Raw genomic sequence first — 18,390 nt, 5'->3', positions numbered from 1 at the left:
AGCATAGGACAAGTTTTGAAAACGCTGTAAAAAGGGGATTTAATGTATGAATTATGAAGATTTTAAAGAAGTAATTCACGGTAGACGAAGTGTTAGAAAGTTTACAGAACAAGAAGTATCCACTAGTGATATAAAAGAAATTATTGATTGTGCTCGTTATGCACCAAGTGATACGAACTCACAAACGTGGGAGTTCTTGGTCATTATGAACCGAGAGAAAATTAAAGAAATTGAACAAATGACATGGGATGCATTACATAAACTTGCGGCAAAAGCGGCAGAAAACGGAGAAGAGAAAGCAGGGAAATTACTTACACGTTCTTTCGGACCATATGCAACAGCTTTCTCGGAGGCGCCAGTATTAATCGTATGTTTGGCAACGCCATATGAATCAAAGTTTCGTGAAAAGATATTTGATCCAATTGCTTTTGTTCCAGATTCAGTTTGGGAAGAAGAAGGAATTAAGAGTAGCTGTTTAGCAGCACAAAATTTAATGTTGGCTGCACATGCGAAGGGGCTTGGTACTTGTCCGATGACAGGACCAGTATTGTTAGCTCAAGATGAACTACGACAATATTTACAGATTGAGCCTGAAAAACAAATAAACATGGTTGTTTCACTTGGTTTTCCGAAAGATAAGCCGAAGAAACTTCCAAGAAAAGAAGTAGATGAGATTACAACATTTGTTTTTTAAAGCCCAAAATAAAAAGACATTGAATGAACAATGTCTTTTTATTTTGGACAGGTATGTAATTAATTTGTTGGGCTAAAATGATAGATAAGAGGGAATTACTATTTATTTCATAAAAAAAATTAATGTTCTATTAAGGAAAGTATGATACATTAATCGTGAGCAATATTCTATTTGTTCATGAAAGTGTTGAAAGTAGTCTTAAAATGTAAAAGTTATTTTTGTATAATAAATTATAATGAAATGACAGGGGGGATGAATTTTGAAAAAATTCATAATCACTGGATTGTCTGTATTGTTACTAGTTGGTTGCGGTACTCCACAGGAAAAAGGGGATACACAATCAAAGCAGGAAGAAAAAGTTGTAAACGCAAGTAATGAGAATATAGTTGTATTTCCTGAAGGAGCGGTGCCAGTCGGAGAAGGCAAAGTGAAAGTTATTACTCCAGATGGCACCTCTGAAAATGGAAATATCCCGGCTGTGTTTATCAAAAAGGATACTTTAATTCAGCAAGTTGAATTAGAGCTTTCTAATTTTCAAAACGATAAAGAAACATTTATATTTGTAGATCAAGTATATGCAGATAAACATCAAGTCACTAGTACAACACAGACAACAGTACAATTAAAAGACAAGACGCTTGAGACAGGTAATCATACGGTTACTGCAGTTCAGTATGAAAACAATGACCCAAAAGGAAAGGTTATTAGTTTTAATCAAGCAACATTTGAGACAAAACCTGCGTCTTAATAAGAATAAAAAGCACATTACTCAAAAAGTAGTGTGCTTTTTTGTTTGGATTGAACAATATAATAGAGAATACTTTGTTTCACTTTCTAGTATGAATAGGAAGCTGTTATTCTTTATTATATAAGAGAAAGGAATTGAAAGCTTGAAGCGATGTATTCGTATTTTCTTATTCATTATAATAATGTCGATAATTTGGTTTACTTTACAAGAGACAATAGAAGTTACGCTCAATTATCAAATTTATGATTTGTTAATTGGAGCTGTATGTTTTACAATTGTGTACCTGTTCTATGATAAACTCAGATTAAGATAAATTTTTGTAAGAAAAATGTAGGATTTATATTTAATATGTCGAATAAAACATATGGTGTCGTAATAACAAATTTTCTATTGTTTACTGTGAAACAGAAGAAGGGGAGAGAGTAGTTATGAAACGAGCTCTTATTAATATTGATTATACATATGATTTTGTAGCTGAAAAAGGTGCTTTAACATGTGGGAAACCAGGACAAGAAATTGAGAAGGAAATTGTACATATAACGAAGCAATATATTGAAAATGGAGATTACGTTGTCTTTGCGATTGATAAACATGAAGAAAACGATGTATATCATCCAGAATCAAAGTTATTCCCGCCTCATAATATAGCAGGTACTAATGGAAGAGGTTTGTTTGGTGAATTACAAGATGTGTACGAAACATATAAAAATGCAGAGAATGTATATTATATGGATAAAACACGATATAGTGCATTTGCAGGAACAGACTTAGAGATGAAGTTAAGAGAAAGAGGAATAGAAGAGGTTCATCTTGTTGGTGTTTGTACTGATATTTGTGTTCTCCACACAGCAGTAGACGCTTATAATAAAGGATTTAAAATTGTAGTTTATGAAAAGGCGGTTGCATCTTTTAATGAGCAAGGACATGAATTTGCACTTGGACATTTTAAGTCATGCTTACATGCAGAAGTAAAGTAAAAAAGAGGCCTTTAAAAAGGCCTCTTTTTACGTTTAAATTGAGACGAGGTTTTGCTCGATTAGTTTTTTATGAACGGACTAATTTTTTCAGGTAACTCATTTAAATCAAAAAATTGTACATGTAATGATTCAATTCCATCAGCTTTTAACGTACCGCCTGTAATGTCTTTGCAAAGATATGCGATTGTTATAGGGTAAAATTCATGTCCGTTCGGTAATTTTACAAAAAATTCTTGTCCAGAAAATACGTTTATTAACTGTAAAGTTCCTATTTCAATCCCTGTTTCTTCAAGCACTTCTCGTCTTCCGGCTTCTTCTGTTGATTCACCAAGTTCAACGAATCCACCAGGGACAGCCCAAGTACCACTTCGTCTTTGTTGAAGTAATATTTGTCCTTGTTCATTGAAAACAGCTACAGCAACGCCAGCTAGATTGGTCTTGATCCAATAACTTCTCTTAGTTCTTCGATATAGCCCATTGTTACTAACCTCCGCAAGTCAAAATATTTTCAAATGAACTATTCAATGTCATGTAAATGTTTTCCTTTTATTAAGATGAGTAGTGTAATCTTAAAGTAAAGTCATTTAAAAAATTTTAATTGTCAGCTCCCTTTAGATAATGAAAAAGGGTATATTTATAGAAGAGTGTGTCACATGTTTTAAAAAAACAAAAATTATGAAAATAAATTAGTTTTGCATGAAATTTTCATTAGTTAAGGAAGTGGATGGATGAGTGTATTAACGTATACTGAAGAATTTTTTAATTATGTAAGAGAGTTTTTACTTTTAAGATTTTTACTATTTGCTTTAGTTCTAATCATTATCTCATTTGTGATCAACCGTATTATTGATTGGTTTTTTAGGAAATCAAGCTTTTTTGATGAAGAGGTAGAGCAAACGATTCAAAGTGTGATTCGATCTATTTTTAGATACATCATTATCATCAGTCTAATCATATATTTAATTAGCCAATTTGTAGATATAAAAAGTATCATTGCAGGTGCAGGGATAGCGGGGGTTGTTATCGGTTTTGCTGCACAACAGATGCTGAAAGATGTTATATTAGGCTTTGCGAGATTAGCGGACAAAGAGTTTCGTGTTGGCGATTTTGTTACTTTTAACGGAACAAACTCAGGAACGATTGAGGAAATTAGTATTCGTTTTATGCAAATTCGTGAATGGTCAGGAAAACTCCTTACCATACCACATGGAGAGATTAGAACGATACAAAATTTTAATAAAGGCTGGATGCGAGTAATTGAACGGATTACGGTAAGTTATCAGGAAGATCCTACAAGAGTAAAGGAATTGTTAGAAGAGGTTTGTGTGAATTGTAATGAAAAATTGGCTCCAAGTCTTTATAAAGTAGATGATGAAGCTGTTGAACCATTTAAATATGTTGGTGTTACAGATTTAAACCCGAACCTGAAATACGTTGGATATGAATTTTGTATGACAGGTTTAATAAAGCCAGAAGATTATTTTGAAACTTCTAGACAAGTAAGATTTGAATTAATGTCTATGTTCCATAAGAATCAAGTACAAATGCCAGCGTCCAATATGTTCGTTACTACTGAAAGTTTACATAACCATGGTGGACAATCTTTATCGGACAGCTAAAGTAGAACAGTTTATTAACGAGAATTTTGCTTTCAATATTGGATAGAAAAATAATAATAAAATGATTGATATAAAGAAAGAGCTGAAGGAATTCAGTTCTTTTTAATTTGTAGAATTTAGAAATTTCTTAATGTTATAATGGTAGTTGGTGATGAAAATGAACTTTGAAGAAAAAGAGATGCATCGTTTAGAAGCATTAAAAGCAATTGCTGAATTATTAAATGAAGCAACAGACTTACAGGACATGTTAGAAAAAGTGTTACATACATTGTTACAAGTTATGAATTTACAAACAGGGTGGATCTTTTTTATTGATGAAAGTGGAAAGCACCGTATGCTTGTAGATCAAAACTTACCGCCAGCTCTTACGTGGCAAGAAAAGAAGCCGATGTGTGAAGGAGATTGCTGGTGTGTAGAGCGTTTTGTGAATGGCAGATTGGAAAAAGCGACAAATATTATTGAATGTAAGCGAATAGAGGATGCGATTGAATGTAATTGGGGAGATACCGAAGATGTTACGCATCATGCGACAATTCCCCTTAGATCTGGATCGGAGAAGTTCGGTCTATTAAATGTCGCCTCTCCTCAAAAAACACATTTTTCAGAGGAAGAATTAGCATTATTAGAATCAATTGCATTTCAAATTGGAACGACAATACAGCGTATTCAGTTAGTGGAAAGAGAGCGTAAATACGTGGTTGTAGCAGAACGAAATCGATTAGCTCGTGATTTACATGATTCAGTAAAACAATTGCTATTTTCTATTATGCTAACAGCAAAAGGTACTCTAAATATGACGCAAGATAGAGACTTGCAAGAGATGTTGAGCTATATTGGAGAATTATCACAGGAAGCATTACAAGAGATGACACTTTTGATTTGGCAATTAAGACCAGAAGGATTAGAGAAAGGTTTAGCAGAAGCAATTAAAACTTACGGAAAGTTGTTAGGGATTCATGTGGAAGTTCGAATTGATGGAATGGTTTCAATTGGAGATGAAATAGAAGAAGTTTTATGGCGTATTAGTCAAGAAGCAATACATAATTGTAAAAAACATGCTTCATGCGAAAAGGTAAATATTCTTTTAAAAATAGAAAATAACCAGCTATATTTTTACATAGAGGATAACGGAATAGGATTTATACAAGATCACGTAAGAGAGACAGCGCTCGGTTTAAAAAGTATGAAGGAACGTATTCAGTTAATGAGGGGATCGTTTCAAATAAAAACGGAGCTAAAAAAGGGTACGAAAATTGAAATTCAATTGCCGGTTTGAAGGGGAGAAGAAGATTGAAGATTAAATTACTATTAGTTGAGGATCATCATATCGTTCGAAGAGGACTTGTATTCTTTTTGAAAACGAGAGAAGAATTTGAAATTGTTGGGGAAGCAGAAAATGGTGAAGAGGCATTAACATTTGTCCAAGCAGAAAGGCCAGATATAGTATTAATGGATCTATCAATGCCGAAGATGGATGGTATTGAAGCAACAAAACGAATAAAACAATATGATGAGACAATTAAGATACTTATATTAAGCAGTTTTTCAGAGCAAGATTATGTTTTACCAGCACTAGAAGCTGGAGCAGATGGTTATCAATTAAAAGAAGTACAACCTGAGCAACTTGTAGCTTCTATCATTGCAGTACATGAAGGAAATGCGAATTTTCATCCGAAAGTAACACCAGCACTATTAGGACGATCAGCAGTCAAGAAAGAACAAGAAAACCCTTTTTCCATGTTAACGAAAAGAGAGCAAGAGGTACTTCGTGAAATTGCGAAAGGAAGAAGTAATAAGGAAATTGCAGCAGAGCTTCATATTACAGAACAAACTGTGAAAACACATGTTTCAAATGTTTTAGCTAAATTGGAAGTAGATGATCGTACGCAAGCTGCATTATATGCGGTGAAGCATGAGAAGAAATAATATTAAGTATGAATAATATAGTCATATGTTATGACAGAATACATAGAAGTAATTAAAAATGTATAGTGATTTTGAATAAAGGTTTTTCTTCTTTCAATAATTAGGTACAATAAAGTGAAACTTTAATCAGTGGGGCATTCCCACTGATTATTATCCCGCAACAATTGGGTTTTTACGGGATAAAGCTACGATGGAAGGGGAAGATATGCTATGCCAGGTACAAGAAGTGGGCTTGGAAAGATTCAGGCTTCGTTAAACGGTTTATCACCGAAATTGCGAAGTATTGCTGAACATATATTGGAACATCCACAAGATGTTGTACATAAATCTATTACAGAATTAGCTGAAGTTACGAATAGCTCCGAAGCTACGATATTCCGCTTATGTAAGCACCTTGGTTTTCAAGGGTTTCAAGATTTAAAGATTACATTAGCTCGTGAAATTGTACATACTCCAATGCAAAATATTCATGAAGAAGTATCGGCGGAAGATAGTATGGTAACTGTTGCTAAAAAAGTTTTTCATTCGCATATTACAGGACTGCAAGATACATTGCATTTGCTAAACGATACAGCACTAGAGCAAGCTGTAAAAGTATTGCAAGATACAAGCCGTATTGAGTTTTATGGAAATGGTGGTTCCGGTATTATTGCGATGGATGCATATCATAAATTTATGAGAACTGGTATTTCTTGTATTGCTCATACAGATTCACATTTTCAAATTATGGGTGCGGGTTTACTAACTAAAGAAGCAGTGGTCATTGCAATTTCTCATTCTGGTAGCAATAAAGGGTTACTGGAAGCGTTAGAAGTAGCAAAAGCAAGGGGAGCTCGCATTATTGCGATTACGAGCTATCAGAAATCAGCATTAAGTCAACTTGCTGATATAACACTTTATACTTCTACACGCGAGACGGAATTCCGTACAGAAGCTAGTTCATCAAGATTAGCACAGTTAAGTTTATTAGATACTTTATATGTTGGATTATCGTTACAACGCCAAGAAGAAACATTGCAAAATTTACAAAGCATACGTGAAACAATTTCGATGAAACGAATATAAAAAGTCCTTCAAATGTTAAATTTAGAAAATCACTTATAGGATAGTTAGTCCGTTATGGGGCTGATTATCCTTTTTTGTTTGCATAATGAATAAAAAGAATGAATATTCAACTCAATTCGTATAATGTAGATATGAAATTTGAATCGTTTGTTTGGCATATGGGAGGAAGACAAAGCCTTGGAGGATGTTTAATGAGGGTTAGAGAAATAAACATTGGTAAATAGAACGACAAACTGACAAATCAGATTGGGGTAAAAAGAGAGTTAGTTATAAAATATTTGTATTGAAAGGATAAATAATTATGTTTCTCATAGCTTATTTACCTATTCTTCTGTATTTATTATTAGAGTTTTATAGAAGTTCACCTATTAAAGAAGAAAAACAAAATCGTGGTTCTAGTTTTTTTATCGGAGTAGTATTTGCATTGATGTTAACCATTCCAGAGATTATGTATTTCTTTACAGTAAATAAGCTTAATTCATTGCTGTTTTTCGGTGTTATTATCGCGCTAATCGGTGTATGGATAAGATTTTCTTCAATGAAAATTTTAGGTAGATTTTACAGTAGGAATGTCGGAATGCAAGGGAGACATAAGTTAATTCAAAACGGTCTTTATAAATATGTTCGTCATCCTGGTTATTTAGGCTCTTTTTTGACCTTTTTAGGATTTGCTATATCTTCATCTTCATTCATTGCTGTTATCATAAATATCATATTATTTTTCCTTGTGTATTCGTATCGTATAAAAATTGAGGAGAGAGTCCTTATTACGCTATTTGGTGAACAATATAAGCAATATCAGTCCAAGACTTGGCGAATTATTCCGTTTCTATACTAGGGATTATAGGCGGGCGGGATTTCTTAAATAGATGGATGTAGAGCCTCACCACGTTATAAAAAGATAGGAACAAATAAGTTCCTGTCTTTGATTTTATTGCGTTTAAAGTGTATGACCTAAATATAGTAATAGAAGGCTTTTGGTAATGGTGAATAATTGTTGATATATTTGCTAAATGTAAAGGTTCTAATAGTCTATAGAAATATACTACTTTTAATCTCCCAAAGTTTAAAACAATATTTTTAACCTCTATATTTTTTTGCATTTCTTTAAATATAGTAAGAAAATATTTGGTTAATAATTCAAATATTGTTCAATATTTAGCAATAAGCTTTTAAAATTACATGTTATGATGAACGTGTAATGATGATTGAACATTTAAATTTGGCATAATGATTAGCCAAATCAGTGAAGACAGAAGTTGTGAGATGTACTCATTAAAATTCTAAAACACTAAAGGGGAGATCACATATGAAAGCAGTAGTAGTTAATAAAAATAGTAAAGCAAACATTGAAGTTATTGAAAAGGAATTACGTCCGTTACACTCAGGTGAAGCGTTAGTAGATGTAGAGTATTGTGGGGTTTGTCATACTGATTTACACGTTGCAAATCATGATTTTGGAAACACAGATGGCCGTATTCTTGGTCATGAGGGTGTAGGTATTGTTACGAAAATTGCTGATGATGTTACTTCACTAAAGATAGGTGATCGTGTAAGTATTGCATGGATGTTCCAATCTTGTGGACGTTGTGAATATTGCGTAACTGGTAGAGAAACATTTTGCCGTGAAGTTAAGAATGCTGGTTATTCAGTAGATGGTGGTATGGCGGAACAATGTATTGTTACAGCTGATTATGCGGTGAAAGTACCAGAAGGATTAGATCCTGCTCAAGCATCATCAATCACATGTGCGGGCGTAACTACATATAAAGCAATAAAAGTATCAGATATTAAACCTGGTCAACCTATCGTCATCTATGGTTGTGGTGGATTAGGTAACTTAGCTATTCAATATGCTAAAAACGTATTTGGTGCAAAGGTAATTGCAGTAGATATTAATGACGATAAATTAGCCTTAGCAAAAGAGGTTGGTGCGGATATGACTATCAATCCAATTTCACAAGGTCCTGCTGATAAGATTGTTCAAGATGAGTTTGGTGGTGCTTATGCTGCTGTAGTAACAGCCGTTTCTAAAGTAGCATTCAACTCAGCAGTTGACGCAGTACGTGCGTGTGGTAAAGTCGTTGCGGTAGGTTTACCAGTAGAAACTATGGATTTAAACATTCCGCGACTTGTATTAGATGGAATTGAAGTAGTTGGTTCTTTAGTCGGTACTCGTAAGGACTTAGAGGAGGCATTCATGTTTGGGGCAGAAGGAAAAGTAGTGCCGGTTGTTCAAACGTGTTCTCTAGATAAAGTACAAAATGTATTCGAAGAAATGGAAGAAGGTAGAATTCAAGGACGTATGGTAATCGATTTTAAACAGCATAATTGTGATTGTAAATAATTCACTTTAAATATACAAAACATGAGTCTAGCAAAGGACATGTAAAAAAGTTAGACGGCAAAAAGAAGCTGATCCCTGTATTCAACAGGGATCAGCTTCTTTTTTATCAATGCCGATTAATGAGAAATGATTAAAGATTTAATTTATTTGCAAACGAAAAAGAATCTTTATTTTTAACAAATTTTTTATGATCCGGAACGGTTTGAATTGCTACAGCTTGCGAATCTCGTGCTTTCAGTGCATCTTGAATCCCGATTGTCATAAGTTTAATAAAAAGAATCGTAATAAAGAATGAAATGAGAGTATAAAAAATAATCCACCATGAAAGATTCATTTCATAACGATTTAATCCAATAAGGCCTGCCCAATCATTAGATAAAGAAACAGGTTTGAGCACTCCGTCATAGAGTTCCCGCATTTGTATCCCGCCAATTACAATGTCAAGCAATGCTAAATGGATAACGAGTATGAGTGTTTGGACGATATGTTCCATGAATAACACAAATAAGCGGTCAAGTAATAAGACTCGTAAGTGTTTTTTGATAATATGAAAACGGCTGGCACCCAGTAATTGTGAACTTAAAATGTAATCTTGTTTCATAAACTCATCAACCTCTGAGGATATATATAAAGAAAGTGTAGGCAGAGCGACGAAAATAAGTACGAGTACTTGATAAAACGCAAATGAAATATTTGGATCTAATCTATCAGCATTTGATATGATTACAATATTAACGGGCGTGATGAGTATAAATGCGATAAATAAAGTAGGAATATAGTAAAAAACTTCTGAGCATGCCTGGAAAAATCTCTTGAATTTTGGAGCATATAAACTTAAGAGAATTCCTATACATGTTCCGAATAAAATTCGAAAGAAGCTAATTGCCACGGCTAATAATATAGTGAATTTTGCTCCTTCTATAATTTGTAAGAAAACAGACTCTCCAAAACGATCAGATCCAAAAGGCGGTATTAACGATGGCGGAAAGGGGGCCTTTCCAAGTAATTCGTTATTGTCATTGTAAAGTAACTGAGGAGGTTTTGGGATGTTATCTTTAAAGAACCAGCTATAAATAAAACTAGCTGAAACAAGTATGAATAAATAAGTAAAGCCGATTAAAAAGCGTTTTGATTTCCAAATAGATTTCATAAAGCTGCTCCTTTCAATTGCTTTTGCCATCTAATCATCATGAGAGAAATTATTTGAAAAATGGCATAAAACGGTAAAATAATCATGACAAGTATGATAAATGCAGCTGGAGGTGAAATAAACGCCTTCTTAAATAAAAATTGAATAATGCCTTGCATATTAAAAACAAATTCTAAAATGAATAAGTTAGAAAGTAAAAAAACAAAAATCGTTTTTAAATGGTGGAAAAAGTGGATAGATATATTTTTGAATAAATGAATGCACAGTATATAACTTGATGAAAGGCCTTTTCCATATGCAACCTCTACGTAATGTTTTCCATGTTCTTCTTTTATGTATAACACCATCATCCGAAACATTTGTAATGTAGGTAAGACAGCTAAAGATAAAATAGGGAGTAAATAAGCTCGATTTTCATTAAAAGAAATAATGGTGAAAGGGGCTTCCCCGAATTTCTGAAGTACCCATATGAAAAATATTTGCAAACAAATCATTATCATCATATCGGGGACAGCTTCTAATATGAACACAATTCGGTTTATCCATTTTTTTATATAATCTTTTGCTAAAAAATAAAAAAATGCCATGCTAGATGATAGAAAGAGCGCAACTAAAAAGGCTACAAATAATATAGTAAATGAATATAGGTAAGGTTCTAAAACAGTTGGGAATAATGGTGTTGTTTTTAAATGACCAAACTTTGGGTCTGATCCTATAACCAACAATGATTCAGGTGAGAAAACCTGTTTTAACATAGTAACGATCTGGTTAAAAAAATAAATGGGTTGAAAGGTGAATCCTTGTTGAGTGATAAATAAATAAGGTAAATTTAATAATAGTAACAGTGATAAAAGAATTGATGAAAGCTTAATTGTGAATTGAGATATTTTATGTAACATTAAATCCCTCCGACATCTTTTTACAACATTATACAATAAAGCCTAAAGTATTGTTTTATTTTTCTGAAAAATATAAATACTATTAGATTTTATAGCATGGAACATATATTTACAAGTTAATAAAGTGATAGTAGGATCCGCACTCTAAGACTATTAAGATAAAAGGACGAGTGAACTTAATACAATAAAAACGAGCAAATTGCACAAAATTTCCATTGCGGAGGTAGTTGTTGTACAGCTCCTATTTTTTGGGTTTGAAAAAAATTTTCTTCTTAAAACTTGATTAAAGAAAAAATATTTTATATACTAATTCATGTAAACGGTTTACTAAATCGTATTTTGCTAGAAACGAAGGGAAGATTCGCATGGAAACAAGGGGGAGAGTAATCGGGATTGATATCGGTACCACAAGTACAAAAACGGTTGTGTTCACAGAAAGAGGAAAAGTCGTTGCATCACATGCAGTGGATTATCCAATTATACAACCGAACGTCGGATGGGCTGAGCAAGATCCTGATGTAATATGCGCTGCTGTATACAAAACTGTAAGCGTTGCCATCGAAGAGGGTAATGTGTTACCAGAAGATATTTCTTCAATCGGTATTAGTACAGCAATGCACGCATTAATTGCAGTAGATGAAAACGGTGCACCATTAACACGTTCTATTATTTGGGCAGATAATAGAAGTACGAAACAATCGGAAAAATTATTACAACATATGAATGGGCATGAAATTTATAGACGAACGGGTACACCAATTCATCCGATGTCGCCACTTTCTAAATTATTGTGGATGAAAGAGGAAGAGCCAGAATTATATGCAAGTGCTTATAAATTTATTTCCATTAAGGAATATGTTATTTATCAATTGTTTTCACGTTACGTAGTGGATTATTCGATAGCATCAGCTACTGGGTTATTTAATTTAGAAACATTAAACTGGGATGAAGATGTTTTAACGATGTTACATATGTCACCAGAACAATTATCAACACCTGTGCCAACTACATATATTTTATCGGGTATGAAACCTGAATTAGCACAAAAGATGGGCATTCGTGAAGATACTCCAGTTGTTATTGGTGCAAGTGATGGAGTTCTTGCGAATGTAGGCGTTGGAGCAATATCGCCTGGCTCAGCTGCAATTACGATTGGAACAAGTGGTGCAGTTCGAACAATTTCATCAAGTGTTAATACAGATGAAAAAGGAAGAACGTTTTGTTATGCATTAACAGACGAGCACTGGGTGATCGGCGGACCAACGAATAACGGCGGAATTTTACTGAGATGGTTACGTGATGAATTTGGTAGTCCGGAGCAAGAAGTTGCGAGGAAGCTTGGAATTGATCCGTATGATCTATTAATTAAATATGCGGAAAGTGTACCAGCTGGAGCGGGTGGATTGCTATTTTTACCGTTTCTATCTGGAGAACGTGCACCTTACTGGAATGCAAATGCTCGTGGTACATTCTTTGGAATAAACCTTCAGCATAAACGAGAACATTTTATACGAGCAGTCATGGAAGGTGTTTGTATGAGCGTATACTCTGTTGCACTCGCAATCAGGGATTGTACAGGGCCACTTACTGAAATACGCGTTTCAGGAGGATTTGCGAAATCTGCATTTTGGAGACAAATGTTATCCGATATGATGGGAAAAGAATTGCTTGTTCCTGAAAGTCATGAAGCATCTGCGCTTGGGGCAGCGGCACTTGCTTTATATGCTGTAGGAAAAATTGATTCTCTTGAAGAGGTAAAGGATTGGATTGACATTGTTCATCACCATGTACCGAATAAAGAAAATACGGCAATATATTTAGAAATGTTTTATATGTATGAACGACTTTACAATCGCTTGAAAGAAGAATTTGATTGTATAGCTGCTTTCCAACGTAAACAATAGGGGGATTGGGAGAAATGGTAGTTGGAATCGTACTAGCGGCAGTTGTCATACTACTTTTACTTATTACGGTAGTAAAATGGCATCCATTTGTCGCGTTAATTTTAACAGCAATTGGTGTAGGGTTAGCAATGGGAATGCCATTGATTGGAACTTCACCAAAAGATCCAGGGATTATCGATTCTATTAAATTAGGGCTTGGTAATACGTTAGGGTTTTTAGCGATAGTTTTAGCATTAGGAACGATGCTTGGAAAAATGATGGCCGAATCTGGCGGTGCTGAACGAATTGCTACCACATTAATTGATCGTTTTGGGAAGAAACGTGTTCACTGGGCAATGATGTTCGTTGCATTTTTAGTAGGAATTCCGGTGTTTTTCCAAGTTGGATTTGTACTACTAATTCCATTAGTATTTACAATTGCGTTAGAAACTGGGGTATCACTTATTACAATTGGTATTCCGCTAGTAGCAGGACTATCCGTTGTACACGGACTCGTGCCACCGCATCCAGCAGCGATGGCAGCGGTAGGGATTTTTAAAGCAGATGTAGGGAAGACAATTTTATATGCATTAATTGTCGGACTTCCAACTGCAATCATTTCAGGTCCGCTTTACGGGAAATGGATCGGTGCTCGTATACATAAAGAAGTACCGTTAGATATAGCGGAACAATTTATTGAAAGAGATAAGAAGAAGGAACTTCCTAGTTTCGGAAATACATTGTTTACGATTTTACTTCCAGTATTTCTAATGCTAGGTGCGTCGATTGCGGAAGTAGGGCTAAACAAAACAAGTCAACTTGCACAAGTATTACACTTTATTGGAGATCCGATCGTCGCATTATTAATTGCAACGATATATTCTTTCTTTAGTCTTGGTTATGCAAAAGGTTTTTCAAAAGATAAAGTATTACAATTTACAAATGATTGCTTAGGACCTATTGCGAACATACTGTTAGTTATTGGTGCAGGCGGTGCGTTTAATAAAGTATTATTAGATTCTGGAATTGGAACGACAATCGCAGAAATGGCGAAAGAATCTCATATTTCACCGATATTATTAGGGTGGGGAATTGCGGCACTTATCCGAATCGCGACTGGATCTGCTACAGTTTCTATGATGACAGCAGCTGGAATTGTAGCACCGATTGCGGCAAGTACACCAGGAGTAAATGTAGAGTTACTGGCACTTGCAACAGGTGCAGGGTCATTAATTTTATCGCATGTAAATGATTCTGGATTTTGGATGATTAAAGAGTATTTTGGAATGACTGTGAAAGAAACATTATTAACATGGACTGCAATGGAGACGATATTATCTGTTGTAGCACTTGGATTAATTTCGTTATTAAATATATTTGTATAGAATGGGAGATTGATTAATATGAAACTAGGTTTAATTGGATTAGGAAAAATGGGATTCCCATTAGCAGAACATTTATATGAAGACAAGCATGAAGTAGTTGTATACGATGTAAATAAAGAGCTTGTTGAAAAGGCTGGGGCTTTAGGGATTACTGCTCGCCATACATTAAAAGAAATGATTGCTGAACTAGAAGCTCCTCGTACAATTTGGGTAATGGTACCTGCGGGAGAAGTTGTTGAGTCAGTATTAAAAGATGTATATCCATTATTAGAGGAAGGCGATATCGTTATTGAAGGTGGAAATTCATTCTATAAAGATACGTTACGCCGTGCGGAAGAAGCGAAAAGCTTTGGTTTACATTACGTAGATATCGGAACATCAGGCGGTGTAGAAGGAGCTAGATACGGTGCTTGCTTAATGGTTGGTGGAGAAAAAGAAATTTACGATCAATTAGAACCTTTATTTAAAGATTTAGCAGTAGAGAATGGCTATTCTTATGCTGGCCGCGTTGGAAGTGGTCATTTCTTAAAAATGGTTCATAACGGTATTGAATACGGTATGATGCAAGCAATCGCTGAAGGCTTTGAAGTGTTAGATAAAAGTGATTTTGATTTCAATTATGAAGATGTTGCAAAAGTATGGGCAAATGGATCAGTTATCCGCGGTTGGTTAATGGACTTAACTGAAAAGGCATTTGCAGATGATCCTAAACTAGATGGCATTAAAGGGGTAATGAACTCTTCAGGTGAAGGCAAATGGACTGTTGAAACGGCACTTGAACTTCAAGCGGCAGCACCGGTAATCGCAATGTCATTATTTATGCGTTACCGTTCTCAAGAAGATGATACATTCCACGGAAAAGTAGTTTCAGCTCTTCGTAATCAGTTCGGTGGACATGAAGTTGTGAAAAAATAGGAAATGGTGTTTGAAAAGAAACTTGTGTATAAACGCAAGTTTCTTTTTTTATAGTTTAAAAATAGCAATCAATCATTTTTTATTTGTACTGATTGTATCAAATATAAAGGGAAGCATGAAAGATGTCCTAACATAAAAATAAGAATAAATAAAATGAAGTTTTCATAAATAGTAAAAGGATGGTTATGTCATCAGTGTAGCTATGAAATAGTGTTACATACGAGAAGAGCGTGTTAATAAAATATGAGGTGGTTAAATGGGAAATGAGCAAGTGAAGAATGTGGGGAAAGAAAAGAAGTTATGTCTTTGTATGATTGTTAAAAACGAGTCTAGAATTATGGAAAGGTGTTTAAATGCTACAAAATCAATTGTAGATTTTGTTTCTATTTGCGATACGGGATCAACTGATCATACACCTGAAATTATTGAAAATTGGTGTAAAGAAAATGAAATCCCTGGAACAGTTCATCATGAACCATTTCAAAACTTTGGTTATAACAGAAGTTTAGCTGTTTCATTGGCACAAAAAACATATCCAGAAGCAGATTATTTATTAATATTAGATGCGGATATGATATTAGAAGTTGATCCTGATTTTGATAAGACTAGTTTAACGGAAGACCATTATCTTACATTGCAATATGATATTCATATTAAATATTGGCTTACACGCCTTTTAAAAGCTTCTTTACCATGGAAATCAGTAGGTGTTACTCATGAGTATTGGGATATAGATCGTTCCAAAGTTGATGCGAACTACATTGCAAGAGTAGCAAGGCTAGAGACGCTTGTCGTTAACGATCCTGGGGATGGTGGTAGTAAAGCTGATAAGTTTGAGAGAGATGAGAGGCTGTTGTTACAAGGATTAAATGATCCAGAAACAACGCCAGATTTGCATATAAGATATTTATTTTATTTAGCCCAAACTTATTTTCATTTAAGTCAATTTGAAGATTCTATTAAATGGTATAAAAAACGAGTGGAAGCAGGGGGATGGGTTGAAGAGGTGTTCTATTCGTTATTGCGAATAGGATTTTGTTATGAACAATTAGCAAACCGTTCAGCAAATAAACAATATGAAGTAACAGAAGCGGATGAAAAAGAAAATGCTAAGAAACAAGAAGAGCAATATACAGCATTAGCTGTTCTTTATTTTCAAAAAGCGTGGGAATATAGACCAACTAGGGCTGAGCCATTATACCAACTTGCAAGAATGTATCGATTAAAATCCGAAAATAATATTGCTTTGATGTATGCCTTACAAGGGAAGGAAGTTCCTTTTCCAAAAGATGATCTTCTATTTGTAGATTATCATGTGTATGATTACTTATTTGACTATGAGATTTCTATAAGTGCTTTTTATATACCGCATAAAAAACATTTAGGTGCAGTATCACAAAAATATTTGGAATCGAAAAAAGAAGAGTTACCGTTTCATATAGCAAATATGGTAGAAAGTAATGCGAAATTTTATTAAATACAATTTTGGTTAAAGGAGTAGTGGAGTAATCATGGAGTTAATACGATGGGCGCTTGAACTAGGTGAATCTGTGCATGGAAATACGTATGAAGAATTGATGCCACTACTAGACTACTATTATGATCGTGATCATTTAAAAGCGTATTGTGTCGCAAACCTTCTTTTAAACATGGACGCCCCAGATGAGCATCGACAAAGAATCGAATTAAGAAGGTGCATTGCTGCTTATTATGCTGGATTATATAAAGTAGCAAAAAAACATGCAAATGAGCTTTTACTTAAATACCCGGATGTGGATTTATATAAAAATAATTTAAGGTTAATGGAAGCTTATTTGAATAAAGAATATGATTATTGTCTTTTTATATGCCCAAAGACGTATGGTAGTTTTATAGATGTTGCACGAGCTTTGAAATGGCGATTGGAGCAGGAAGGAAATACAGCAATTATATCAGAAACAATATTAGAAAATGTAAAAAAAACAATTGTATTTGGAGCGCACACATATGCATTTAATCCAAATTTACTTCCGAAGAATGCAATTATTTATAATTTAGAACAGCTATATGAAGGAAGCCCTTATGCGCACCCACTTTATTTAATATTATTAAAAGATAAGGAAATTTGGGATTATAGTAAACAAAATATAGAATGGTTAAAACAAAAAGGAATAGGAAAAGAAATAAAACATGTAGGAATGAACTATGCACCAACTTTAGAAATAAAAAAAGATGCATTTGAAGATGAAATTACTGAAGACATTGATATACTGTTTATAGGTGCTCTTAATCCGAGGCGGCAAGCTATTTTGGATCAATTAAAAGCAGTTGCCCCCAATTTAAATATTGTTTTTAAAAATAATGCTTGGGGAATTGCTAGAAATGAGTTAATTGCTAGGTCTAAAATTATTTTAAATATTCATTTTTACTTATCAGGAATTCTTGAGACACCTCGTGTTTCTTATGCAGTGGCAAATAAGAAGTTTATTATTTCAGAAAATAGTAATCCCGAAGACGAGATAGAGTGGCCAGGAATTGTATTTACTTCGTACGAAAAAATAATAGACAATATAATGAAATATGTAGACTTACCAGAAGAACGTATCAAATTAGCAGAAAAAGCGTATAACCATTTTGAAGCTAAAGGTAGTATAGGCATACTGAGTTCTAAAGGGGAGAAAAAGTAATTGTGAAGAACTCATACGAAAGTATGAGTTCTTTTTTCGTCTATCATACTATTTTATCAAGCTAGTTCCCTCTTTATATTGTGTTTTGTATAGAAATTTCTGATAATATATAAATG

General features: G+C 34.0%; 17 protein-coding genes and 1 pseudogene. 15 read left to right on the top strand and 3 right to left on the bottom strand.

Annotated elements, in window-relative coordinates; all coding sequences use genetic code 11:
• Window positions 1-46: 46 nt before the first annotated feature.
• From KVT31_RS05415 to KVT31_RS05405, 4 genes are all read left to right on the top strand, one after another.
• Window positions 47-694, top strand: a complete 648-nt coding sequence (locus KVT31_RS05415; protein ID WP_088096293.1) for a nitroreductase family protein — start codon at window positions 47-49, stop codon at window positions 692-694.
• A 259-nt stretch (window positions 695-953) separates the two neighbouring features.
• Window positions 954-1,442 (top strand): putative periplasmic lipoprotein, encoded by a 489-nt coding sequence (locus KVT31_RS05410; protein WP_088096294.1) that lies wholly within the window; start codon window positions 954-956, stop codon window positions 1,440-1,442.
• Between the two features lie 133 nt (window positions 1,443-1,575).
• Complete coding sequence (locus KVT31_RS30680; protein WP_226545510.1) at window positions 1,576-1,755, top strand: hypothetical protein; 180 nt, start codon at window positions 1,576-1,578, stop codon at window positions 1,753-1,755.
• 115 nt (window positions 1,756-1,870) lie between these two features.
• On the top strand, window positions 1,871-2,419 hold the full coding sequence (locus KVT31_RS05405) for a cysteine hydrolase family protein (RefSeq protein ID WP_088096295.1): 549 nt from the start codon (window positions 1,871-1,873) through the stop codon (window positions 2,417-2,419).
• Between the two features lie 33 nt (window positions 2,420-2,452).
• On the opposite strand, the pseudogene KVT31_RS05400 reads toward KVT31_RS05405, so the two are convergent.
• Window positions 2,453-2,897, bottom strand: a pseudogene (locus KVT31_RS05400) (NUDIX hydrolase).
• 250 nt (window positions 2,898-3,147) lie between these two features.
• On the opposite strand from KVT31_RS05400, the gene KVT31_RS05395 reads away from it, so the two are divergent.
• The 6 genes from KVT31_RS05395 to adhP all read left to right on the top strand — a co-directional run bounded on the left by KVT31_RS05395 (window position 3,148) and on the right by adhP (window position 9,376).
• Window positions 3,148-4,038, top strand: a complete 891-nt coding sequence (locus KVT31_RS05395) for a mechanosensitive ion channel family protein (protein ID WP_088096296.1) — start codon at window positions 3,148-3,150, stop codon at window positions 4,036-4,038.
• Window positions 4,039-4,195: 157 nt separating this feature from the next.
• The gene (locus tag KVT31_RS05390) at window positions 4,196-5,314 is read left to right on the top strand and encodes a GAF domain-containing sensor histidine kinase (protein WP_088096297.1); all 1,119 of its coding nucleotides are present in this window, start codon (window positions 4,196-4,198) and stop codon (window positions 5,312-5,314) included.
• Window positions 5,315-5,328: 14 nt separating this feature from the next.
• Window positions 5,329-5,964: a two-component system response regulator CasR gene (casR, locus tag KVT31_RS05385; RefSeq protein WP_088096298.1), complete on the top strand. Its 636-nt coding sequence runs from the start codon at window positions 5,329-5,331 to the stop codon at window positions 5,962-5,964.
• Between the two features lie 210 nt (window positions 5,965-6,174).
• Window positions 6,175-7,029, top strand: a complete 855-nt coding sequence (locus KVT31_RS05380; protein WP_088096299.1) for a MurR/RpiR family transcriptional regulator — start codon at window positions 6,175-6,177, stop codon at window positions 7,027-7,029.
• A 301-nt stretch (window positions 7,030-7,330) separates the two neighbouring features.
• Complete coding sequence (locus KVT31_RS05375; protein ID WP_088096300.1) at window positions 7,331-7,867, top strand: methyltransferase family protein; 537 nt, start codon at window positions 7,331-7,333, stop codon at window positions 7,865-7,867.
• A 471-nt stretch (window positions 7,868-8,338) separates the two neighbouring features.
• On the top strand, window positions 8,339-9,376 hold the full coding sequence (adhP, locus tag KVT31_RS05370; protein WP_000649117.1) for an alcohol dehydrogenase AdhP: 1,038 nt from the start codon (window positions 8,339-8,341) through the stop codon (window positions 9,374-9,376).
• A gap of 130 nt (window positions 9,377-9,506) precedes the next feature.
• On the opposite strand, the gene KVT31_RS05365 is transcribed toward adhP, so the two are convergent.
• The gene (locus tag KVT31_RS05365) at window positions 9,507-10,526 is read right to left on the bottom strand and encodes an ABC transporter permease (protein ID WP_140392445.1); all 1,020 of its coding nucleotides are present in this window, start codon (window positions 10,524-10,526) and stop codon (window positions 9,507-9,509) included.
• Window positions 10,523-11,425, bottom strand: coding sequence for an ABC transporter permease subunit (locus tag KVT31_RS05360; protein WP_088096302.1), 903 nt, complete (start codon window positions 11,423-11,425; stop codon window positions 10,523-10,525). The genes KVT31_RS05365 and KVT31_RS05360 overlap by 4 nt, the downstream gene beginning before the upstream one ends.
• 365 nt (window positions 11,426-11,790) lie before the next feature.
• Between KVT31_RS05360 and gntK the strand changes: the two genes are divergently transcribed.
• The 5 genes from gntK to KVT31_RS05335 all read left to right on the top strand — a co-directional run bounded on the left by gntK (window position 11,791) and on the right by KVT31_RS05335 (window position 18,274).
• A complete protein-coding gene (gene gntK / locus KVT31_RS05355) occupies window positions 11,791-13,329 on the top strand; it encodes a gluconokinase (RefSeq protein ID WP_088096303.1) in 1,539 nt (512 codons plus the stop codon).
• A 14-nt stretch (window positions 13,330-13,343) separates the two neighbouring features.
• Window positions 13,344-14,693 (top strand): GntP family permease, encoded by a 1,350-nt coding sequence (locus KVT31_RS05350; protein WP_140392446.1) that lies wholly within the window; start codon window positions 13,344-13,346, stop codon window positions 14,691-14,693.
• Window positions 14,694-14,711: 18 nt separating this feature from the next.
• Window positions 14,712-15,608 carry a phosphogluconate dehydrogenase (NAD(+)-dependent, decarboxylating) gene (gnd, locus tag KVT31_RS05345; RefSeq protein ID WP_000765992.1) on the top strand — a complete coding sequence of 299 codons (897 nt, stop codon included), beginning with the start codon at window positions 14,712-14,714 and terminating at the stop codon, window positions 15,606-15,608.
• Window positions 15,609-15,864: 256 nt separating this feature from the next.
• The gene (locus tag KVT31_RS05340; RefSeq protein ID WP_088096305.1) at window positions 15,865-17,085 is read left to right on the top strand and encodes a tetratricopeptide repeat-containing glycosyltransferase; all 1,221 of its coding nucleotides are present in this window, start codon (window positions 15,865-15,867) and stop codon (window positions 17,083-17,085) included.
• A gap of 34 nt (window positions 17,086-17,119) precedes the next feature.
• Window positions 17,120-18,274, top strand: a complete 1,155-nt coding sequence (locus tag KVT31_RS05335; RefSeq protein WP_088096306.1) for a CgeB family protein — start codon at window positions 17,120-17,122, stop codon at window positions 18,272-18,274.
• Window positions 18,275-18,390: the final 116 nt, after the last annotated feature.

This window comes from Bacillus sp. GbtcB14 (genome assembly GCF_019091205.1).
Classification (GTDB): Bacteria; Bacillota; Bacilli; order Bacillales; family Bacillaceae_G; genus Bacillus_A; species Bacillus_A cereus_AG.
This window is presented reverse-complemented; position numbering and strand designations above follow the sequence as displayed.

Coding starts and splice junctions, on each gene's coding strand:
- KVT31_RS05365 (WP_140392445.1), bottom strand. CDS start 10,526: ATGAAATCTATTTGGAAATCAAAACGCTTTTTAATCGGCTTTACTTAT.
- KVT31_RS05380 (WP_088096299.1), top strand. CDS start 6,175: ATGCCAGGTACAAGAAGTGGGCTTGGAAAGATTCAGGCTTCGTTAAAC.
- KVT31_RS05395 (WP_088096296.1), top strand. CDS start 3,148: ATGAGTGTATTAACGTATACTGAAGAATTTTTTAATTATGTAAGAGAG.
- KVT31_RS05405 (WP_088096295.1), top strand. CDS start 1,871: ATGAAACGAGCTCTTATTAATATTGATTATACATATGATTTTGTAGCT.
- gnd (WP_000765992.1), top strand. CDS start 14,712: ATGAAACTAGGTTTAATTGGATTAGGAAAAATGGGATTCCCATTAGCA.
- KVT31_RS05415 (WP_088096293.1), top strand. CDS start 47: ATGAATTATGAAGATTTTAAAGAAGTAATTCACGGTAGACGAAGTGTT.
- KVT31_RS05340 (WP_088096305.1), top strand. CDS start 15,865: ATGGGAAATGAGCAAGTGAAGAATGTGGGGAAAGAAAAGAAGTTATGT.
- KVT31_RS05375 (WP_088096300.1), top strand. CDS start 7,331: ATGTTTCTCATAGCTTATTTACCTATTCTTCTGTATTTATTATTAGAG.
- KVT31_RS05360 (WP_088096302.1), bottom strand. CDS start 11,425: ATGTTACATAAAATATCTCAATTCACAATTAAGCTTTCATCAATTCTT.
- KVT31_RS05335 (WP_088096306.1), top strand. CDS start 17,120: ATGGAGTTAATACGATGGGCGCTTGAACTAGGTGAATCTGTGCATGGA.
- gntK (WP_088096303.1), top strand. CDS start 11,791: ATGGAAACAAGGGGGAGAGTAATCGGGATTGATATCGGTACCACAAGT.
- KVT31_RS05390 (WP_088096297.1), top strand. CDS start 4,196: ATGAACTTTGAAGAAAAAGAGATGCATCGTTTAGAAGCATTAAAAGCA.
- adhP (WP_000649117.1), top strand. CDS start 8,339: ATGAAAGCAGTAGTAGTTAATAAAAATAGTAAAGCAAACATTGAAGTT.
- KVT31_RS05350 (WP_140392446.1), top strand. CDS start 13,344: ATGGTAGTTGGAATCGTACTAGCGGCAGTTGTCATACTACTTTTACTT.